The organism is Thermotoga sp. 38H-to (assembly GCF_011057665.1).
In the GTDB taxonomy this organism is placed as follows: Bacteria; Thermotogota; Thermotogae; order Thermotogales; family Thermotogaceae; genus Thermotoga.
In genome coordinates, this window is record NZ_LNFZ01000001.1 from 15,212 (window position 1) to 33,058 (window position 17,847).

The 17,847-nt window shown below is 47.7% G+C and carries 17 protein-coding genes and 1 pseudogene; 16 read left to right on the forward strand and 2 right to left on the reverse strand.

Going from position 1 to position 17,847, the window contains the following annotated elements; genetic code table 11:
- Positions 1-9: 9 nt before the first annotated feature.
- Positions 10-1,899: a methionine--tRNA ligase gene (gene metG, locus AS158_RS00085; protein ID WP_011944073.1), complete on the reverse strand. Its 1,890-nt coding sequence runs from the start codon at positions 1,897-1,899 to the stop codon at positions 10-12.
- A 60-nt stretch (positions 1,900-1,959) separates the two neighbouring features.
- Here metG and AS158_RS00090 point away from each other — a divergent pair, with 60 nt between their 5' ends.
- The 13 genes from AS158_RS00090 (at position 1,960) to argF (ending at position 15,577) form a co-directional block, all read left to right on the forward strand.
- Positions 1,960-2,808: a DUF4438 domain-containing protein gene (locus AS158_RS00090; RefSeq protein ID WP_012311307.1), complete on the forward strand. Its 849-nt coding sequence runs from the start codon at positions 1,960-1,962 to the stop codon at positions 2,806-2,808.
- A 4-nt stretch (positions 2,809-2,812) separates the two neighbouring features.
- The gene (locus AS158_RS00095) at positions 2,813-3,481 is read left to right on the forward strand and encodes a rhomboid family intramembrane serine protease (protein ID WP_038053497.1); all 669 of its coding nucleotides are present in this window, start codon (positions 2,813-2,815) and stop codon (positions 3,479-3,481) included.
- Positions 3,482-3,500: 19 nt separating this feature from the next.
- On the forward strand, positions 3,501-3,932 hold the full coding sequence (locus tag AS158_RS00100; RefSeq protein WP_004080386.1) for an NAD-binding protein: 432 nt from the start codon (positions 3,501-3,503) through the stop codon (positions 3,930-3,932).
- Positions 3,929-4,585, forward strand: coding sequence for a TrkA family potassium uptake protein (locus tag AS158_RS00105; RefSeq protein WP_004080380.1), 657 nt, complete (start codon positions 3,929-3,931; stop codon positions 4,583-4,585). The genes AS158_RS00100 and AS158_RS00105 overlap by 4 nt, the downstream gene beginning before the upstream one ends.
- 18 nt (positions 4,586-4,603) lie before the next feature.
- Entirely contained in the window at positions 4,604-6,091 is a 1,488-nt protein-coding gene (locus AS158_RS00110; RefSeq protein WP_038053595.1) for a TrkH family potassium uptake protein, read from the forward strand.
- Positions 6,088-7,350, forward strand: a complete 1,263-nt coding sequence (gene hisS, locus AS158_RS00115) for a histidine--tRNA ligase (protein ID WP_038053493.1) — start codon at positions 6,088-6,090, stop codon at positions 7,348-7,350. The genes AS158_RS00110 and hisS overlap by 4 nt, the downstream gene beginning before the upstream one ends.
- A 27-nt stretch (positions 7,351-7,377) precedes the next feature.
- Positions 7,378-7,899 carry a hypothetical protein gene (locus AS158_RS00120; protein ID WP_004080370.1) on the forward strand — a complete coding sequence of 174 codons (522 nt, stop codon included), beginning with the start codon at positions 7,378-7,380 and terminating at the stop codon, positions 7,897-7,899.
- Positions 7,892-8,722 carry a hypothetical protein gene (locus AS158_RS00125; protein ID WP_004080369.1) on the forward strand — a complete coding sequence of 277 codons (831 nt, stop codon included), beginning with the start codon at positions 7,892-7,894 and terminating at the stop codon, positions 8,720-8,722. The genes AS158_RS00120 and AS158_RS00125 overlap by 8 nt, the downstream gene beginning before the upstream one ends.
- A 37-nt stretch (positions 8,723-8,759) precedes the next feature.
- Positions 8,760-10,400, forward strand: a complete 1,641-nt coding sequence (gene argS / locus AS158_RS00130; protein ID WP_012311301.1) for an arginine--tRNA ligase — start codon at positions 8,760-8,762, stop codon at positions 10,398-10,400.
- Between the two features lie 3 nt (positions 10,401-10,403).
- Positions 10,404-11,723 (forward strand): 23S rRNA (uracil(1939)-C(5))-methyltransferase RlmD, encoded by a 1,320-nt coding sequence (gene rlmD / locus AS158_RS00135; protein WP_165304272.1) that lies wholly within the window; start codon positions 10,404-10,406, stop codon positions 11,721-11,723.
- A gap of 414 nt (positions 11,724-12,137) precedes the next feature.
- Positions 12,138-13,433 (forward strand): adenylosuccinate lyase, encoded by a 1,296-nt coding sequence (gene purB, locus AS158_RS00140; protein ID WP_165304273.1) that lies wholly within the window; start codon positions 12,138-12,140, stop codon positions 13,431-13,433.
- A gap of 5 nt (positions 13,434-13,438) precedes the next feature.
- Complete coding sequence (locus AS158_RS00145; protein WP_165304274.1) at positions 13,439-14,632, forward strand: adenylosuccinate synthase; 1,194 nt, start codon at positions 13,439-13,441, stop codon at positions 14,630-14,632.
- A 3-nt stretch (positions 14,633-14,635) separates the two neighbouring features.
- The gene (gene argF / locus AS158_RS00150; RefSeq protein ID WP_165304275.1) at positions 14,636-15,577 is read left to right on the forward strand and encodes an ornithine carbamoyltransferase; all 942 of its coding nucleotides are present in this window, start codon (positions 14,636-14,638) and stop codon (positions 15,575-15,577) included.
- A gap of 110 nt (positions 15,578-15,687) precedes the next feature.
- Here argF and AS158_RS09245 read toward each other — a convergent pair whose 3' ends face one another.
- Entirely contained in the window at positions 15,688-15,948 is a 261-nt protein-coding gene (locus tag AS158_RS09245; RefSeq protein ID WP_162179033.1) for a hypothetical protein, read from the reverse strand.
- Between AS158_RS09245 and AS158_RS09275 the strand changes: the two are divergent.
- From AS158_RS09275 to AS158_RS00165, 3 genes and pseudogenes are all read left to right on the forward strand, one after another.
- Positions 15,866-16,069: pseudogene (locus tag AS158_RS09275) on the forward strand (CPBP family glutamic-type intramembrane protease); the annotation flags it as partial. The gene AS158_RS09245 and the pseudogene AS158_RS09275 overlap by 83 nt on opposite strands.
- 91 nt (positions 16,070-16,160) lie before the next feature.
- Positions 16,161-16,754: a dTMP kinase gene (gene tmk / locus AS158_RS00160; protein WP_165304276.1), complete on the forward strand. Its 594-nt coding sequence runs from the start codon at positions 16,161-16,163 to the stop codon at positions 16,752-16,754.
- Positions 16,747-17,847, forward strand: coding sequence for an ABC transporter permease (locus tag AS158_RS00165; protein ID WP_165304277.1), 1,101 nt, complete (start codon positions 16,747-16,749; stop codon positions 17,845-17,847). Before tmk ends, AS158_RS00165 begins: the two co-directional genes overlap by 8 nt.

Here is a 17,847-nt window from a genome sequence, read left to right on the forward strand (position 1 = left end):
ATCCCTCCGTCAGGACACCTTCGCACCTGGTGTGATTTCTCCATCTACAGTCAAAAGTCTCAAGGTATCGCCGGACTTTGCGGCGAGGAGCATTCCCTGAGACTCTATGCCCATGAGTTTTGCGGGTTTTAAATTAGCGACAACGACGATCAGTTTTCCTACGAGTTCTTCGGGTTTGTAGTGTTCTGCAATTCCCGCCACTATCTGTCTCTTTTCCGTTCCAAGATCGATTATCAATCTGAGAAGTTTTCTGGAATTTGGAACCTTCTCCGCTTCGAGGACCTTTGCAATTCTGAGATCTACTTTGGAAAAATCATCTATTGTGATCACGTTCTGTTCGACCGACACCGTCTCCACCACCTTTTTGAAGTCTTTCGCGTCGATTTTTCTGAAGAGAGGTTCGCCGTGGATCACTGTGGAACCAGACTTCAGAACTCCCCAGTTTTCCAGATGTTCCTTCGAAGGCTTTTCTTCAAAGGACACTCTCCTGAACACTTCTTTGGAGGTGTCTGGCATCACCGGGAGTGTCATCAGAGCCACCTTGAACACGGCCTCCAGTGAGTTGTACAGCACCGTTCCGAGCCTTTCCATATTTCCCTCTTTTCCAAGTATCCAGGGCTTCGTGTCATTGAAGTACTTGTTCACATCTGCTATGAACTCCCATATCTTGTCCAGGGCTTCTGTGAGCCGGTAGGAATCCATGAGTTCATGGTAAGCGTCTTTTGTTTCGAAGAATCTCTCCTTCAGCCAGCTATCGAGCCCTTCCTGAGCAGAAGGAGAAGGAAGTCTTCCGTTGAAATACTTCTTTATCATAGCCGTGATCCTGTGAAGGAGATTTCCGTAGTCGTTCGCGAGATCGGAATTCAATCTGTGGACGAGCCTTTCCTCCGAGAAATCGCCGTCTTTTCCGAACATGATATCCCGTATCAGGTAATACCTCACCACGTCGTTGCCGTATCTCTTCACGAAGAATCTGGGGTCTATAGCGTTGCCGAGGGACTTACTGATCTTCTGGCCGTTCACCGTGAGCCACCCGTGTGCGAACACCTTTTTTGGAAGTGGGAGTCCAACCGACATGAGCATCGCAGGCCATATGATGGAGTGGAATCTGTTTATTTCTTTTCCTATCAGATGCAAATCTGCAGGCCACCATTTATTGAACATCTCATCGTTCCAGCCGTATCCTATAGCGGATATGTAATTTATGAGCGCGTCCACCCACACGTAGATCACGTGTTCCGGATCGTCCTTCATGGGAACGCCCCATTTGAAGGTCGTCCTGGTGATGCTCAGGTCTTTGAGACCACCTTCGAGAATCTTCAGCATCTCGTTTCTTCTGAAGTCCGGTTCCACAAAATCGGGATGCTCCTCGTAGTACTTCAGGAGAGGATCTCTGTATTTCGAAAGTCTGAAGAAGTAATTCTCTTCCTCCACCCATTTGACGGGTCTTTTACACTCCGGACAGAAACGTTCTTCTCCTTCCTTTATAACCTCGTCCTCGTTCCAGAACGTCTCACAGGGGACACAGTACCATCCCTTGTAGATGCCCTTGTAGACGTCTCCGTTTTCTTTCATCTTCGCAACGAATTCCTGGACGGTTTTCATGTGCATTTCGTCTGTGGTTCGGATGAAATAATCGTTCGTGATCTTCAGTTCTTTCCAGAGCTGTTTGAACTTTTCAGCCAGTTCGTCACAGAATTCCTGCGGGTCCTTTCCAGCCTGCTGGGCTGCCTGCAGGACCTTCTGGCCGTGTTCGTCCGTTCCCGTGAGAAAGAACACATCGTAACCCATGAAACGTTTGTAGCGAGCGATGATATCGGCTACAATAGTGGTGTAGGCACTTCCTATGTGAGGCTCAGAATTCACGTAGTAGATTGGGGTGGTGATGTAAAATTTCAAAGTGTCACCTCCTTGTTTTCCCTATCTACTCAATGATACCACACACTGGAGGTGAGATTTGTGAGAACTAACAAAGACAGACTCGTTCGAATTTCGGTTGTTGGAGAGATCGCTCCAGCGAAAATGAGGTCTCCTTACAGTGTAACAACCGAAGGGACAGTGAGGGTAATTCCAGTGCTTGGGGGCATCACCTACAACGTGAAAGTGGGTGACAGTGCTTACGGATGGGCAGGAGACCACGTAGAACCGGGTGTTTCTGTCATGGCAAGGAATAAGGAAGAGGAAATACCGCTGATGACCCTTTCGTGTATAGGAAACGAAGTGATCGTGATGTCTGGAGACGCGAAGGGAAGCAGAGGGTTCGTCACGGGAAAACACGGAGGTGTGAACCACGTTCTCGTTTATTTCGAAGAAGAAGTACTCGGAAAGCTTATGGTGGGGGATAAGATATTGATAAAGGCCTGGGGGCAGGGACTGAAGCTTCTGGATCATCCGGATGTGAAGGTGATGAACATCGACCCAGATCTCTTCGAAAAACTTGGGATACAGGAAAAGAATGGGAAAATCCATGTACCTGTTGTTGCGAAGATTCCAGCGCACATGATGGGATCTGGGATTGGCGCTTCGAGCAGTGCTTCCACCGACTACGATATAATGGCATCGAATCCTGAGGATCTTGGAGTAGCGGATCTGAAACTTGGAGACATCGTCGCAATTCAGGACCACGACAATTCCTATGGAGTTGGAAAGTACAGAAAAGGGGCAGTATCGATAGGTGTTGTGGTACACTCTGCCTGCGTTTCAGCAGGACACGGTCCGGGCGTGGTTGTGATCATGACGGGAGACGAATCGAAGATATTACCGGAAGTGGTGGAAAGGGCGAACATATCTGACCATCTGATGAGGTGATATCGTGTTTCCTCTTTACGATGTTCTCCCAAGTAGAAAGAAGCCTTACGTAACGATAGCTTTGATTTTGATAAACGTGGTTGTTTTCGTGTATGAACTCATGTTGAACGACAGAGAACTTCTCCTGTTCATGTACAGATATGGCCTCGTGCCAGCTCGTTATACGGTTGAGAGAGTAAAAGAAGCGCTCGGCTTTTCCCTTCTTCCTTTCATAACTCACATGTTTCTCCACGGAGGGTTCTGGCACATCCTGGGTAACATGTGGTTTCTCTGGATATTCGGAGACAACACAGAAGACGAGATGGGCCATGTTGGCTACACTCTGTTTTATCTATCTGCCGGTATTTTTGCCGCACTCACCCAATTCGTTTTTGCGTTTCATTCAACAACTCCCATGGTTGGAGCATCCGGAGCGGTGTCCGGCGTTATGGGAGCTTATTTCGTGCTGTTTCCGTACTCGAGGATCGTGACTCTGTTTCCAATTTTCTTCTTCCTCACACTCGTGGAAATACCGGCGTTCTACTATCTGATGATCTGGTTCTTTATCCAGGTTCTGAACGGCCTTGTTGGATCCTACGGAATAGCGTGGTGGGCACACATAGGTGGATTTGTCTACGGGATGATTTGGGGATATATTTTAAAGATGAGAAGGATTCACAGGTACAGATATTGAAGGTGAGGGAGTTAACAGTATGTCAAAAAAACAGAAAAGCAAGTACATCGTGATATTCGGCTGTGGAAGACTTGGATCGCTGATAGCAAATCTTGCTTCCTCTTCGGGACACAGTGTCGTGGTCGTGGATAAAAACGAATACGCGTTTCACAGGCTCAACTCCGAGTTTTCCGGTTTCACCGTGGTGGGAGATGCCGCGGAGTTTGAAACTCTGAAAGAGTGTGGTATGGAGAAGGCAGACATGGTGTTTGCGTTCACGAACGACGACAGTACGAATTTCTTCATCTCGATGAACGCAAGGTACATGTTCAACGTGGAGAACGTGATCGCCAGGGTCTACGATCCGGAAAAGATAAAGATTTTCGAAGAAAATGGAATAAAAACCATCTGTCCCGCCGTTCTCATGATAGAGAAAGTAAAGGAGTTCATCATAGGGAGTGAAGAAGATTGAAAGTCATAATAATCGGTGGAGAAACGACGGCGTATTACCTTGCGCGTTCCATGCTGTCACGAAAGTACGGTGTAGTGATCATAAACAAAGACAGGGAACTCTGCGAAGAGTTCGCCAAGAAATTGAAGGCGACGATCATACACGGAGATGGAAGTCACAAAGAGATACTCAGAGACGCCGAGGTTTCGAAAAACGATGTGGTGGTGATCCTCACTCCAAGAGATGAGGTCAATTTGTTCATCGCACAGCTTGTTATGAAGGACTTCGGGGTAAAGCGGGTAGTGAGTCTTGTCAACGACCCGGGAAACATGGAAATATTCAAAAAAATGGGTATCACAACCGTCTTGAATCTCACCACTCTCATAACGAACACGGTGGAGGCTCTCATCTTTCCAGATGAGTTCTCCAGCATCATACCGCTGGAACAAGGTATTGAGTTTCTAAGTGTGAACGTGGAAGAAGACAGTCCGGTTGTGGGAAAGAAGTTGAAGGATCTTCCGCTTCCAAGGGATAGTATCATCGCTGCCATCGTCCGCGGTGGAGTGCTTGTGGTTCCGAGAGGAGATACGGAGATCCTCTCCGGTGATAAACTGTACGTGATCGTAAGTGCAGAAGCCAAAGAAACAGTCGAAGAGACACTGCTTGGAAGGTGAGAAAAATTGGAAGACCTAATGACCAGTACCAAATACAGACTCAAGGTGATTTTCTGGTACGTAGGTCAGCTTTTGATATGGTTCCCTGCGATCCTTCTTCTGCCAACAATTTTTGTGATTTTCTATCCTGAAGAGTGGATATACATCGAGTCTTTTTTGGTTCCCTCAATCATTTCCTTTGCCTCTGGTGTTGTTCTTAAAAAAGTTTCAAAATTGAACGAGACTCGTGTGGTGGGATACCAAGAAGGAGCGGTGATAGTTGTCACAACGTGGTGCGCCGCGGTAGTCCTTTCAGCACTTCCGTTCGTTATAGAGGGTCTTTTGAATTTTCACCAGGCAGTATTCGAGGCCACAAGCGGCTGGACCACAACGGGGCTCACCATGTTTTCTGACGTGGAGAGTCTTCCCCATGTGTTTCTGGTGTGGAGAAGTGTCATGCAGTTCATTGGAGGTGCGGGATTTGCCGTCATAATGCTCGCCACATTGATCGGACCTCTCGGAGCTTCCCTTTACAGTTCCGAAGGTAGGGTGGACAACATACTCCCAAATGTGACCCACTCCACGAAGGTGATCATGGTCATATACGTGGCGTACGCCGCCGCTGGTATGTTCTTTCTTCATATGGCCGGTATGCCCTGGTTCGATGCCTTCAACCATTCTCTCACGGCTCTCGCAACGGGTGGTTTCTCGGTGAAAAACGCGAGTATTGGATACTACAACAGTGTATCGATAGAAGTGATAACCATCGTTCTCATGCTGCTCGGTGGAACGGGTTTTGGAATCCATTACACCCTCTGGAAGGGAAACTTCAAAGCCTTCGTCAAAAACGGGGAACCCTGGATCATGGGATCCACCATTGTCATCGCATCGCTGTTTCTACTGCGACCAGCCAGGAAGGTTTTTCACGAAAAGGCGCTCAGATACGTGGTGTTTCAGGTGGTCTCCGCAATAACGGGTACCGGGTTCTCCAACGCCGATCTTGTTCCGTGGGTTACTCTCTTTCCAATCGGCGTGTATCTTCTCACCGTTATCATGATGCTCGGTGGAATGATGGATTCAACGGCTGGTGGTTTGAAACAGTTCAGAGTGTTCGTCACACTGAAATTGATATATCGATCTATCATCAATTTCATGGGACCGAGGCGAAAGGTTGAAAAGATCATAGTTTGGAAAGGTGAAAACAGGAAAACCATAGACGATGGGATCATAAAGGACATGTTCGTCTTCTTTGGTGTCTACGCTCTGACCTATCTGGTGGGAACCTTGATCCTCATGAGTTACGGATACGATCCACTGGTTTCCATGTTCGAATTCTCCTCCGCAATGAATGGAGTAGGTCTCTCGGTGGGGCTCACCAGTCCGAATCTTCCGGTGGGTGTAATATGGACCATGACGGTGGGCATGTTCCTCGGAAGACTGGAATTCCTCGTCGTCTTTTACGCAATTGTGAGAATCATAAGAGATGTGAAGATTCTTCTCGAGGAAAGGGGAGGTGTGAATAGTTGAAATACAGAAGGATAAAGGGAACAAACGATATCTTCGGTGAAGAGATATGGTACTGGAGGTACGTCGAGGAAACCTTCAGAAATGTGTGCGAAAGCGCGGGAATAGAGGAGATCAGAACTCCCATATTCGAACAGACGGAACTTTTCGTTAGAAGTGTGGGAGAAGAATCGGACATTGTTCAGAAAGAGATGTACACCTTCCAGGACAAAGCGGGAAGGAGCATCACTCTGAGACCAGAAGGTACCGCGCCCGTCGTCAGGGCTTTTCTGGAGAATTCTCTGATAGACAGGGGGTTTCAGCAGAGATACTACTACATAGGTCCCATGTTCCGATACGAAAAACCACAATCGGGGAGATTGAGACAGTTTCACCAGGTGGGTTTCGAGATCATCGGCCCCGAATCTCCAAAAGCGGATTTCGAGGTGATCATGCTGGTTGATACCTTCTTGAGAAGGCTCGGACTCACGAAATACAAGATTCACCTGAATTCCATAGGCTGTCCGGTGTGCAGGAAAAACTATCGCGAAGCCCTCAAAGAGTATTACGGTCAAGTTCTGGACAATCTCTGTGACGACTGCAAAAGACGTTACGAGACGAACATTTTGAGACTGCTCGATTGCAAGGTGGACCACGAATACTCTCTGAATGCACCAAAAAGCGTCGACTATCTCTGTGATTCCTGCAGGGCACACTACAAGAAGTTGAAAGAGTACCTCAACACTTTCGAGATCGAATACGTGGAAGATCACACCCTGGTCCGCGGGCTCGACTACTACACCAGAACGGTTTTTGAGGTGAGGCACGAAGGTCTTGGAGCCCAGAGCGCCATCGCGGGTGGTGGAAGGTACGATGGCCTTTTTGCGGAACTTGGGGGCTCTTCCGTACCCGCCCTTGGTTTTGCAGGTGGTATAGAGAGAATTATACTCGCTTTAAAAGCAGAGGGAATAGAAATCCCGATGAAAAATGTTCATCTTGTTTACATCGCAACTCTTGGTGAAAAAGCCTTTATGGATGGTGTCCAGCTTGCGGGTGAATTGAGAAAGAAGGGCCTGAGTGTGGATGTGGACATCATGGATAGAAAGCTCTCCGGTCAGCTTAAGCACGCCAGCAGAATGGGATCGAGGTATGCGGTCATTATTGGTGATGAAGAACTGGAAAAAGGAATCGTCATTCTCCGCGACCTCGAGACGGGAGACCAGGTTGAAATCGATCGGGACTTCGCCGCTGACTACATCGCTGAAAGGGTTTCAAAAGATTGATGCTATACTTGAAATGGGTGGATCAAGTTGAAAATTCTGGTTGGATCACCCGTATCTCTTGAGGAGTTTGAAACAATAGACCTTTTCATATCATGGCTGGATGTGATTCCAGACAACGCCAGATTTTCCATTGTGGGTACCAGCAAATTTTTCATCATCGGAAAGAACGGAAGGGAATGGAAGAAGGGTTACGAATTCGGAATCGTAGATGCTGACATAAATATTTTTGTGGTGGGTGGGGATCTTGCTCTCTACCCGGAAGTCTTTTACATTGCAAAAGAGAACGGTGCGAAACTGGTGGTTGGTTTCTGTGAGATTCAAAACTTCATAGATTTTAATTTTGTAAAGGCAAAGTTCTGGGCACACACGCAGGAAACATCTCTGGCCTCCATAGTCTTGTTGAATTTCCTGGGAAAGGTTCACAACAATATCTACTTTCCTCTCGAAAAAACAAAAAACCAAACGGGGGTCGTGGCAGAGGGAGTAGCTCCCGTTTTTCTGGAGTTGAAAAAGAATTTCTTCTCTTCGGAGGAAGCCGAAGATGTTTGAGAACATTCTCTGGAAGATGGTGAAAAAAAGGTTGATCCCGAAAAGAAAAATCTCAAGAGTGCACCGAAGCAGAAAAGGTGTAAAAAGGGTAGTGTGCGTCGCGTTTCCTCTGGACCAGATGTTCAAATCCGCGGACGATTTCATAGATGCTCTGATGGAAATCTTGCAGGAGGATCTTCCTTTTGTGGACCTTCTCATTTTCCCAAGACTGACAGGTAATCTCCTCGCCGGGGTTTCTCCGATAAGAATAGAGAATTTTGAAAAACTCGATCCATTTTACACAGATCTGCTTCGATACATTTCGAAAGGACTGGACGTACCAATTGTCGCTCCAGGTGTGGAGACTTTTCGAACATCTCCCGATGTGCTGGTGATAGAAAACGGTGAAGTGTTACATCGATACACCCTCAGAGAAAGGTTCGCAGTTGCGGATTTTGGGGAATGGTACGCCGCAGTTCTCAGAAAGGAAGACACACTCTCTTCAAAGGCTCTGAGGCCGCTCGTGGAAAAGAACGTCTTTGCTTTCATCCACTTCGATCTGGAAACGGAAGAAAACGACTGGTGGAAAGAGAAAAAAGGTCTATGGGCACGTTCCCAGAGTCTCGAGGTTTTTGGAATCAAAGTTTCTCCAAGAGGAACTTTTCTTGGAAAAACTTACCGAGGGAAAAGCTACGTGAGCGCACCTATCCCGCTCACCCCGAACCTGACGGGTTTTCTGCGACAGGATTGTGGTGTGAAAATGTCCGTGGACCTCGAACTGGATCTTCTAAAGGGAAAGAGGCACAGGATAGATACGGTGAAACACATTCTCTTCAGAGGGTAACAGATCAGCAGAATCCGAAACATGGAGGTGCGGTAGAGTGCTGGTGAACGCGATCAGGCAAAAGGTGTCCGAAGTCATCTCTAAAGCGTACGGTTCAGAAATCGAATTCGAGGTCGAAATTCCACCCAGAAAGGAATTCGGAGATCTGTCCACCAACGTTGCTATGAAGCTCGCAAAAACTTTGAAGAAAAACCCGCGGGAGATAGCTAAAGAGATCGTAAAAAGTCTCGATGAAGATCCCTCGTTTGACAGGATAGAAATCATGGGACCCGGTTTCATAAATTTCTTCCTGTCGAACGAACTGCTCCGTGGAGTGGTTAAAACCGTGCTGGAGAAAAAAGACGAGTACGGGAGAGAAAACGTTGGAAATGGAATGAAGGTGCAGTTCGAATACGGAAGTGCAAACCCAACGGGACCATTCACCGTTGGACACGGCAGACAGATCATCATAGGTGACGTGCTTTCCGAGGTTTACAAAGAGCTCGGTTACGATGTGACGAGGGAAATGTATATAAACGACGCTGGAAAACAGATAAGGCTTCTCGCTCAGTCGCTCTGGGCAAGGTACAATCAGCTTCTCGGAGTTGAAAAAGAAATTCCCGAAGGGGGCTATCGCGGGGAATACCTCGTGGACATCGCGAGGGATCTGGTGAACGAAATCGGAGATAGATACAAAGATCTGTGGAACGAAGAAGTGGAGGAGTTTTTCAAACAGACAGCGCTGAACAGAATGCTCTCCTCCATGAAAGATACCCTTGAAAAGATTGGTTCTTCGTTCGATGTGTACTTCTCAGAAAAGAGTTTGATAGAGGATGGGACTGTCGAAGAGGTGCTGAAACTCCTCAAGAACAAGGACGTTGTTTACGAAAAAGACGGTGCTGTGTGGTTGAAAGTCTCTGCCTTCATAGATGAGGAAGACAAGGTTCTTGTGAGAAGCGACGGTACATACACGTACTTCATGACGGATATCGCGTATCACTACAAGAAATACAAGAGAGGTTTCAGGAAGGTTTACGACATCTGGGGTAGTGACCATCACGGCCACATACCAAGAATGAAGGCAGCGATGAAAGCCCTCGACATTCCCGACGATTTCTTCAACGTTATACTGCATCAGTTCGTTACTCTGAAACGTGGTGGGGAAATCGTTCGCATGTCCACGCGAGCGGGAGAATTCGTCACTCTGGACGAACTTCTCGACGAAGTGGGAAGAGACGCCACCCGATATTTCTTTGCGATGGTGGACCCCAATACCCACATGGTGTTCGATATCGATCTGGCGAAGGCCAAATCCATGGACAACCCAGTTTACTACGTTCAGTACGCACATGCCAGGATCCACAATCTCTTCTCCAACGCGGAAAAGAAAGGTGTGAAGTTTGAAGAGGGAAAACACCTTGAACTGCTTGGAAACGAAGAAGAAAGGGTTCTGATGAGAAACCTCGGTATGTTCAACACCGCTTTGAAAGAGGTCGCGCAGATGTTCGCACCGAACAGGCTCACGAACTATCTCCAGTCGCTCGCCGAGTCCTTCCACGCGTTCTACACCAAACACGTGATAGTGGATCCTGAGAATCCCGAACTTTCGAACGCGCGACTCAACCTTGCCCTCGCAACGGGTATCGTTTTAAGAAAGGGTCTGAAACTCATAGGAGTTTCCGCACCAGAGAGGATGTGAAAGATGCTGGAGCAGGTGAGGATACAGAAGATGATCAACGGAGGTTACGGCCTTGCCCATCTTTCGAACGGCAAGGTAGTTCTCGTAGAAGGAGCGTATCCCGGTGAGGAAGTCCTGATAAAAACCTACAGAGAGAAAAGGGATTTTTCTTTTGGAAAGGTAGTTTCCCTTCTGAAAGAATCCGAAGATCGAACAAAACCACCCTGCAGATACTTTGGAAGATGCGGTGGCTGTCACTGGATGGATGTGAAGTATGAAACCCAGCTTCGTTACAAAAAGGAGGTATTGATCGATCTTTTCGAACGCTCAAATCTGAAGGTAGAAGTGGAAGATGTGGAGCCGAGTGATCTTGTTTTTCACTACAGGACGAAAATGGAGTTTCATTTTCAGGGAAGAAAATTGGGGTTGAAAAAGAGAAACTCCGATTTTGTGATTGACATAAAAGACTGTGAGGTGGCACCGGAAGGCACGGGTGAGATTCTGAACACTGTAAAAGAGGCCGTTCAGGTACTCAACATTCCTGTTTACAACTGGGAAACGAGGAAGGGAGTGCTCAAGCACCTCGTGATCAGGTACGCATTCAGCACGGACCAGTTCATGGTGATCTTTGTGACGAAGACGGAATCCTTTCCCTGGGGAAGGGATCTGGTTCGTGCTGTATTGAAGAGATTTCCAAAGATTCACTCCATCATCCATGTGATGAACTCCAAAGATTCTGTGGTCCTAAGGGGACCGTACAAAACTCTCTACGGTGAGGGTGTAATTGTAGAAGAGTTCGACTGGGAAAGGTTTCAAATTCCACCGACCGCCTTTTTCCAGAGCAACTACTCCATCACATCCAAACTGATAGATCACGTGTACAGGGAACTATCACTTCAGGGTAACGAGATGGTGCTGGACCTGTATGCGGGTATCGGTACGTTTTCCATGAGGACTTCCTTTTCGGCAGCGAGGGTGATCTCTGTTGAATCCAGCAGAGTCGCCGTGAAAGCTGGAAAGGCGAACGCAAACATAAACAGCAGAAGGAACATAGAATACGTGGAACAAGATGTGCTGGACTTTCTGAGAAACTACAGCGGAAGGGCAGACAGGATAATACTGGACCCACCGAGATCAGGTGCGGGTCCAGAAGCGATGAAAGAGATAGTTAGACTTTCACCCGAAAGGATTGTTTATGTTTCCTGTGAGCCCTCTACTTTAGTGAGAGACCTCAAGGTGCTGGTGGAAAACGGCTACTCTATTGTCAGGGTGAAGCCCTTCGACATGTTTCCCCAGACTTATCATGTGGAAACTGCCGTGACTCTTGTGAAAGGGGATCGATGATGTTAGGCCTGGGACTTTCACTGATCTTCGCCGTTCTTTCGTGGGAAGACAGCGCTTTTGTATCGATACTCGCTCTTATCGCTTCCGTTGTTTTCTTCTTCACCAGAAGTGAGAGAGAAAAGACCCTGTTTCATGTGAGTCTGATCTTTCTCCTTGTCCTCGAGGGGTTCGAATATTTGAAAGGGACAAATTACGATCGAGCAGAGTTGTTTCTGGTGCTGTCCTTTTTTCCTCTGATCGTCACCAGTTTTGCGAAGAAAAAAGCTGCAAACGTACCTTTCAAATCGCTTTTCTGGTTTCTCGTTGCGATGGCGTTGTGGAAGGTGGCAAGTATTAAATATCCAACGGCTTCTTATCTTGTTTTTCCTGTTGTTGCGCTTGTGTTCATAAGAGATCTGTTTGGGAGGGAAAAAGATGGTAGAAAGGTATTCGCTGTCACCGATGAAGGATCTTTGGACGGAGGAAGCGAAGTACAGAAGATGGTTGGAAGTGGAACTGGCAGTGACGAAGGCCTACGAAGAACTGGGAATGATTCCGAAGGGAGTGACAGAGAGGATAAGAAGCAACGCTAAGATAGATGTGGAACTGTTCAAGAAAATAGAAGAGAGAACGAGCCACGATGTGGTGGCGTTCGTCGAAGGAGTCGGCTCGATGATAGGAGAAGACTCGAGGTTCTTCCACTACGGTCTCACCTCGTCAGATGTTCTCGACACCGCAAATTCCCTCGCTCTTGTGGAAGCGGGAAAGATCCTGTTAGAGTCTCTAAAAGAATTCTGCGATGTGCTCTGGGAAGCTGCAAATCGATACAAACACACTCCCACCATTGGAAGAACACACGGAGTCCACGCGGAACCCACCTCTTTAGGCTTGAAGGTCCTCGGATGGTATTCCGAGATGAAAAGGAACGTCCAACGCCTTGAGAGGGCGATAGATGAAGTTTCTTACGGTAAGATCAGTGGTGCCGTTGGAAACTATGCAAACGTGCCACCGGAGGTGGAGGAGAAGGCACTTTCGTACCTGGGATTGAAACCTGAACCCGTCTCCACACAGGTTGTTCCGAGGGACCGCCATGCTTTCTACCTGTCCACACTCGCGATCGTGGCAGCGGGAATAGAAAGGATCGCTGTCGAGATCAGACACCTCCAGAGAACGGAAGTGCTCGAGGTGGAAGAACCGTTCAGGGAAGGTCAGAGGGGCTCGAGCGCCATGCCCCACAAGAAGAATCCCATCACCTGCGAGCGCCTCACGGGACTTTCCAGAATGATGAGGGCGTACGTCAATCCTTCCCTTGAAAACATCGCTCTCTGGCACGAGAGAGACATCTCACACTCCTCCGTTGAAAGATACGTTTTTCCTGACGCCACACAGACTCTTTACTACATGATCGTCACGGCTACAAACGTAGTGAGGAACATGAAAGTGAACGAAGAAAGAATGAAGAAGAACATAGATCTCACAAAGGGACTCGTGTTCTCCCAGAGAGTCCTGCTGAAACTCATAGAGAAAGGACTCACGAGGAAAGAGGCTTACGATATCGTCCAGAGGAACGCTCTGAAAACCTGGAACTCCGAAAAACACTTCCTCGAGTACCTCCTCGAGGATGAAGACGTTAAGAAACTAGTTACCAAAGGGGAGCTCGAAGAACTCTTCGATATCTCTTATTACCTGAAACACGTGGACCACATTTTCAAACGCTTTGAAAAGGAGTGAAGCGAATGAACCGCGTTGTGGTGGGACTTCAATGGGGAGACGAAGGAAAGGGCAAGGTGGTAACGTATCTTTCCAGATACCACGATATTGTGGCGAGATTTTCAGGCGGAGCGAATGCCGGGCACACCGTGAATTACGGAGATTTCAAGGTGATACACCACCTCCTCCCTTCGGCTGACTTCACGAAAAACAAAGGAGTCGCTATAGGAAGCGGAGTGCTTTTGGATCCTCAGGTGCTGACAGAAGAATTGAGGGAATTGAAAGAGAAATTTCCCGATTATTCGGGTGAAATTTTCATCTCTGAAAGCGCACACGTGGTTCTTCCAGTGCACAAAGAAATGGACAGGATAATAGACGAAGTGTTGAATATAGGTACTACGAAAAGAGGGATAGGTCCTGCCTGTGCCGACAGGGTTATGAGGGTGAATGTGAGAGTCGCAGAGCTCGGCAACGAAGAAAAACTCAGATATTTCCTCGAAAAGAACCTCTCTTTGAAGAAGATCTACGGGGTAGATTTCGCCGCAGAGAAAATTATGGGAGATCTTTCCACCTTTTATGAAACGATAAAAAACTTCGTCGTTTCACCGGTCCAGCTGAAAAGAATCCTCGAAGGGAAGAGCGTTCTCTTCGAAGGAACACAGGGGGTTCTTCTGGATCTGGACGTGGGAACGTATCCGTATGTCACGAGCATGAACTGTTCCTCCTCGGGTGTGAGTGCGGGAATGGGTTTTCCTGTGGAAGTAGATGAAGTTTTAGGCGTCTTCAAGGTGTACACAACGCGGGTTGGAGAAGGCCCCTTCCCGACGGAGCTCACAGGAGAGGAAGGGGAGAAGTTGAGAGAAGCGGGACACGAATACGGTTCCACGACCGGTCGGCCGAGAAGATGTGGTTGGCTCGATCTGCCGCTCCTCAGGTACGCCATTGAAATCTCCGGTGTCGATTCTCTGGTCATGACCAAGGCAGACGTGCTGAACGGTTTTGAAAAGATCAAGGTCTGTGTGCGCTACTCCGATGGAAGAGATCTCGTTTCACTCAGGGATCTAGAAAAGAAAGAGCCCGTCTACAAAGTCTTCGATGGCTGGAAATCCCTGGAAGACAAGAACTTCGAACGCTTTGTTGATTTCATAGAAAGAGAGACAGGAAGACCAGTGAAATACATATCCACAGGCGAAAAACTCGAGGATATAGTGGAGGTGTGAAGTGTGTCTGTGAATCTGAAAGGGAGATCTCTTCTCACTCTTCTTGATTTTTCTCCTGAAGAGATCAGATACCTTCTCGATATCTCAAAGCAGGTGAAGATGGAGATCAGATCCAGGCTGAGAACCGAAAGGTTTAAAGGACTGACTCTTGCCATGATCTTCGAGAAGAGGTCAACAAGAACGAGACTCGCCTTTGAAACCGCTTTCGCAGAAGAAGGAGGGCATCCGATCTTTCTCTCACCGAACGACATACACCTTGGAGCGAAGGAATCTCTCGAGGACACCGCGCGCGTTCTTGGAAGAATGGTGGACGCCATCATGTTCAGAGGTTACAAACAGGAGACTGTAGAAAAGCTGGCTGAGTACTCCGGTGTTCCCGTGTACAACGGACTCACCGACGAGTTCCACCCAACACAGGCGCTCGCCGACCTGATGACCATAGAGGAGAATTTCGGTAGATTGAAGGGTGTAAAGGTTGTTTTCATAGGGGATACCAGAAACAACGTTGCGACCTCCCTCATGATCGCCTGCGCAAAGATGGGGATGAATTTCGTGGCGTGTGGTCCCGAAGAACTCAAGCCTAGATCTGACATATTCGAAAGGTGTCAAGAAATAGTGAAGGAAACCGCTGGGAGCGTCTCTTTCACATCAAATCTGGAAGAAGCACTCGCAGGTGCCGATGTCGTTTACACGGACGTGTGGGCATCCATGGGCGAGGAAGACAAAGAAAAGGAGAGAATAGCTCTTCTAAAACCTTATCAGGTGAACGAAAGAGTGATGGAGATGACAGGTAAATCGGAAACTATCTTCATGCACTGCCTCCCCGCGGTGAAGGGCCAGGAAGTCACCTACGAAGTGATCGAAGGAAAACAGAGCAGGGTCTGGGATGAAGCGGAGAACAGAAAGCACACCATAAAGGCGGTCATGATAGCAACACTGCTGTGAGGTGAAGCTGTGAGCGTTTTCTATTCGATAATAGCCCTTGCTTTGTATCTTGCGTTCATGTTTTCAATAAATCTCTTCAGGATACACCGATTCGAGAAGGCGATCTTCTATCAGTCCCTGCTGGGACTCGCCGGTGCTGTGACGGTGTGTGCGGCCTTTCGATACGTTCCATCGTTCAGAGTAAGCTTTGTCGATCTACACTGGTTCCTGATTCTCCTCTTTGTGAACGTGTTTTTCTTGGGGGGCAGTGAAGCTCGGTTTCCACCCTTCATGAACCGCTTCATCGTGATGGTTTCGGTGGTGTTTCTGTCTCCTTTCTCGGAGGAGTTGTTCTTCAGAGGAGTTTTTTTGAAACTGAACGGAAATGACATATGGACCAACGCACTCGTTTTTTCTCTTCTTCACCTCTTCAACGTGATCGTGGGCTTCGAAAGATTTTCCTTTGCGAACCTCGTATACAGATTCATAGTTGCGCTCATATTCGCTCACAGCGTGGCTGTCAGTGGATCTCTGTTTCCTGCTGTTCTGTACCACACCTCCAACAATCTTGTCGCTTTCATCCTTATGACCAGGAGGGAAAGGAATGTTCATAACGTTCGAAGGAATAGACGGATCCGGGAAGAGCACACAGATCAGGCTTCTGGCTCAATACCTGGAAAAGAAAGGAAAGAGAGTAATCCTGAGAAGGGAGCCGGGCGGAACGGAAACGGGGGAGAAGATCAGAAAGATTCTTCTGGAGGAAGAAGTGACTCCCAAAGCTGAGCTCTTCCTGTTCCTTGCCTCAAGAAATCTCCTTGTGACAGAAATAAAACGGTATCTTTCCGAAGGGTGCGCCGTTCTTCTTGACAGATATACGGACTCCAGTGTTGCATACCAGGGTTTTGGAAGAAATCTGGGAAAAGAGATCGTGGAAGAGCTGAACGATTTTGCCACGGATGGTCTGATTCCTGACCTGACTTTCTATATAGACGTGGACGTCGAAACGGCCCTCAAAAGAAAAGGAGAACTCAACCGCTTTGAAAAAAGAGAGTTTCTCGAACGTGTGAGAGAAGGTTACCTCGTGCTTGCCAGAGAGCATCCTGAAAGGATCGTGGTGCTGGATGGAAAACGCTCCATAGAGGAAATCCACAGAGACGTGGTGAGGGAGGTTGAAAGAAGGTGGAAACTCGATGTTTAGGATAACTGTCGTGGAACTGAAGAGGATTTTGAAGAAAAGATCTTCACTGATGATGATCATCACTGCACCCGTTCTGGTTGTGCTGATCTCTCTTCTCTTCATGCAGGGCTACAACCTTCAGACGATGAAGCTTGGAATATACAACGAAGACAACAGCATATGGTCTTCCCTCGTCATGAGATTCATTGGAACCATCCTGAGACAGGAAAACATAGTGAAAGTCGATCAAAACTACGAAAAACTTTTGAAAGAAGGAAAGCTGAACGCGGTCATAATTATTCCAAAGGGCTTCGCGGCGAAACTGTATTCCAAACAGCCAACCCAGATGATCTTCATCCCGAGTCCCATCGATCTTCACCTCGCCGCCGCGATATACAACGTTCTCGATTCCGTTCTGGCAGATTTCCAGGGGAGTGCCTTCTTCGATCCCAAGGTGCTTCGGTACATATTCACAGAGTCCGATTATCCCGTACCCAGATTGACATTGAAAGATTCAGAACTCAGATTTTCCGATCTCATCTCCCCGTTCGTCGTCTTTTTCACGGCAATTTTGATAACCGTATCACTAGCGAGTGTCTCCACCTTTCTCGACAGAGAGAAGAACCTGCACGAGATGTTCCTCGTGTACAACCTTCCGGCATGGAAATACGCCTGCGGGAAGATACTCGCTTACACCGTCGTTGGAGCATCCGTTTCTTTCATAGCCTACACCCTGACGGTGATACTGACAGGAGACAGCCTGGGTTTCCTCATTACGTCTGTACTCATTCTTCTCAACGCGCTTCTTCACACGTCTGTGGGTTTTCTGGTTTCTTCCATTTCTCCTGACAAGAGCCTTGCAAACATACTTGGTGTTTCTGTTATAGGAATATCCCTGTTCTCGAGCGGTTTCGCCATTCCTGTAAGCAATTTGCCAGATATCCTTCGAAGAATCACCATGTCAACGCCTGTGTTCAGAACCATGTACGCCCTCAGGGTGCATCAGCTGGAACACACTGTCGATAATCACTCGATCTTTGTCGTTTTGCTCTGGACGGTTGTTTTGTTCTCCATTTCCGTTTTATCTGGAAAGTTCGTTATCAGGAGGGGTTGA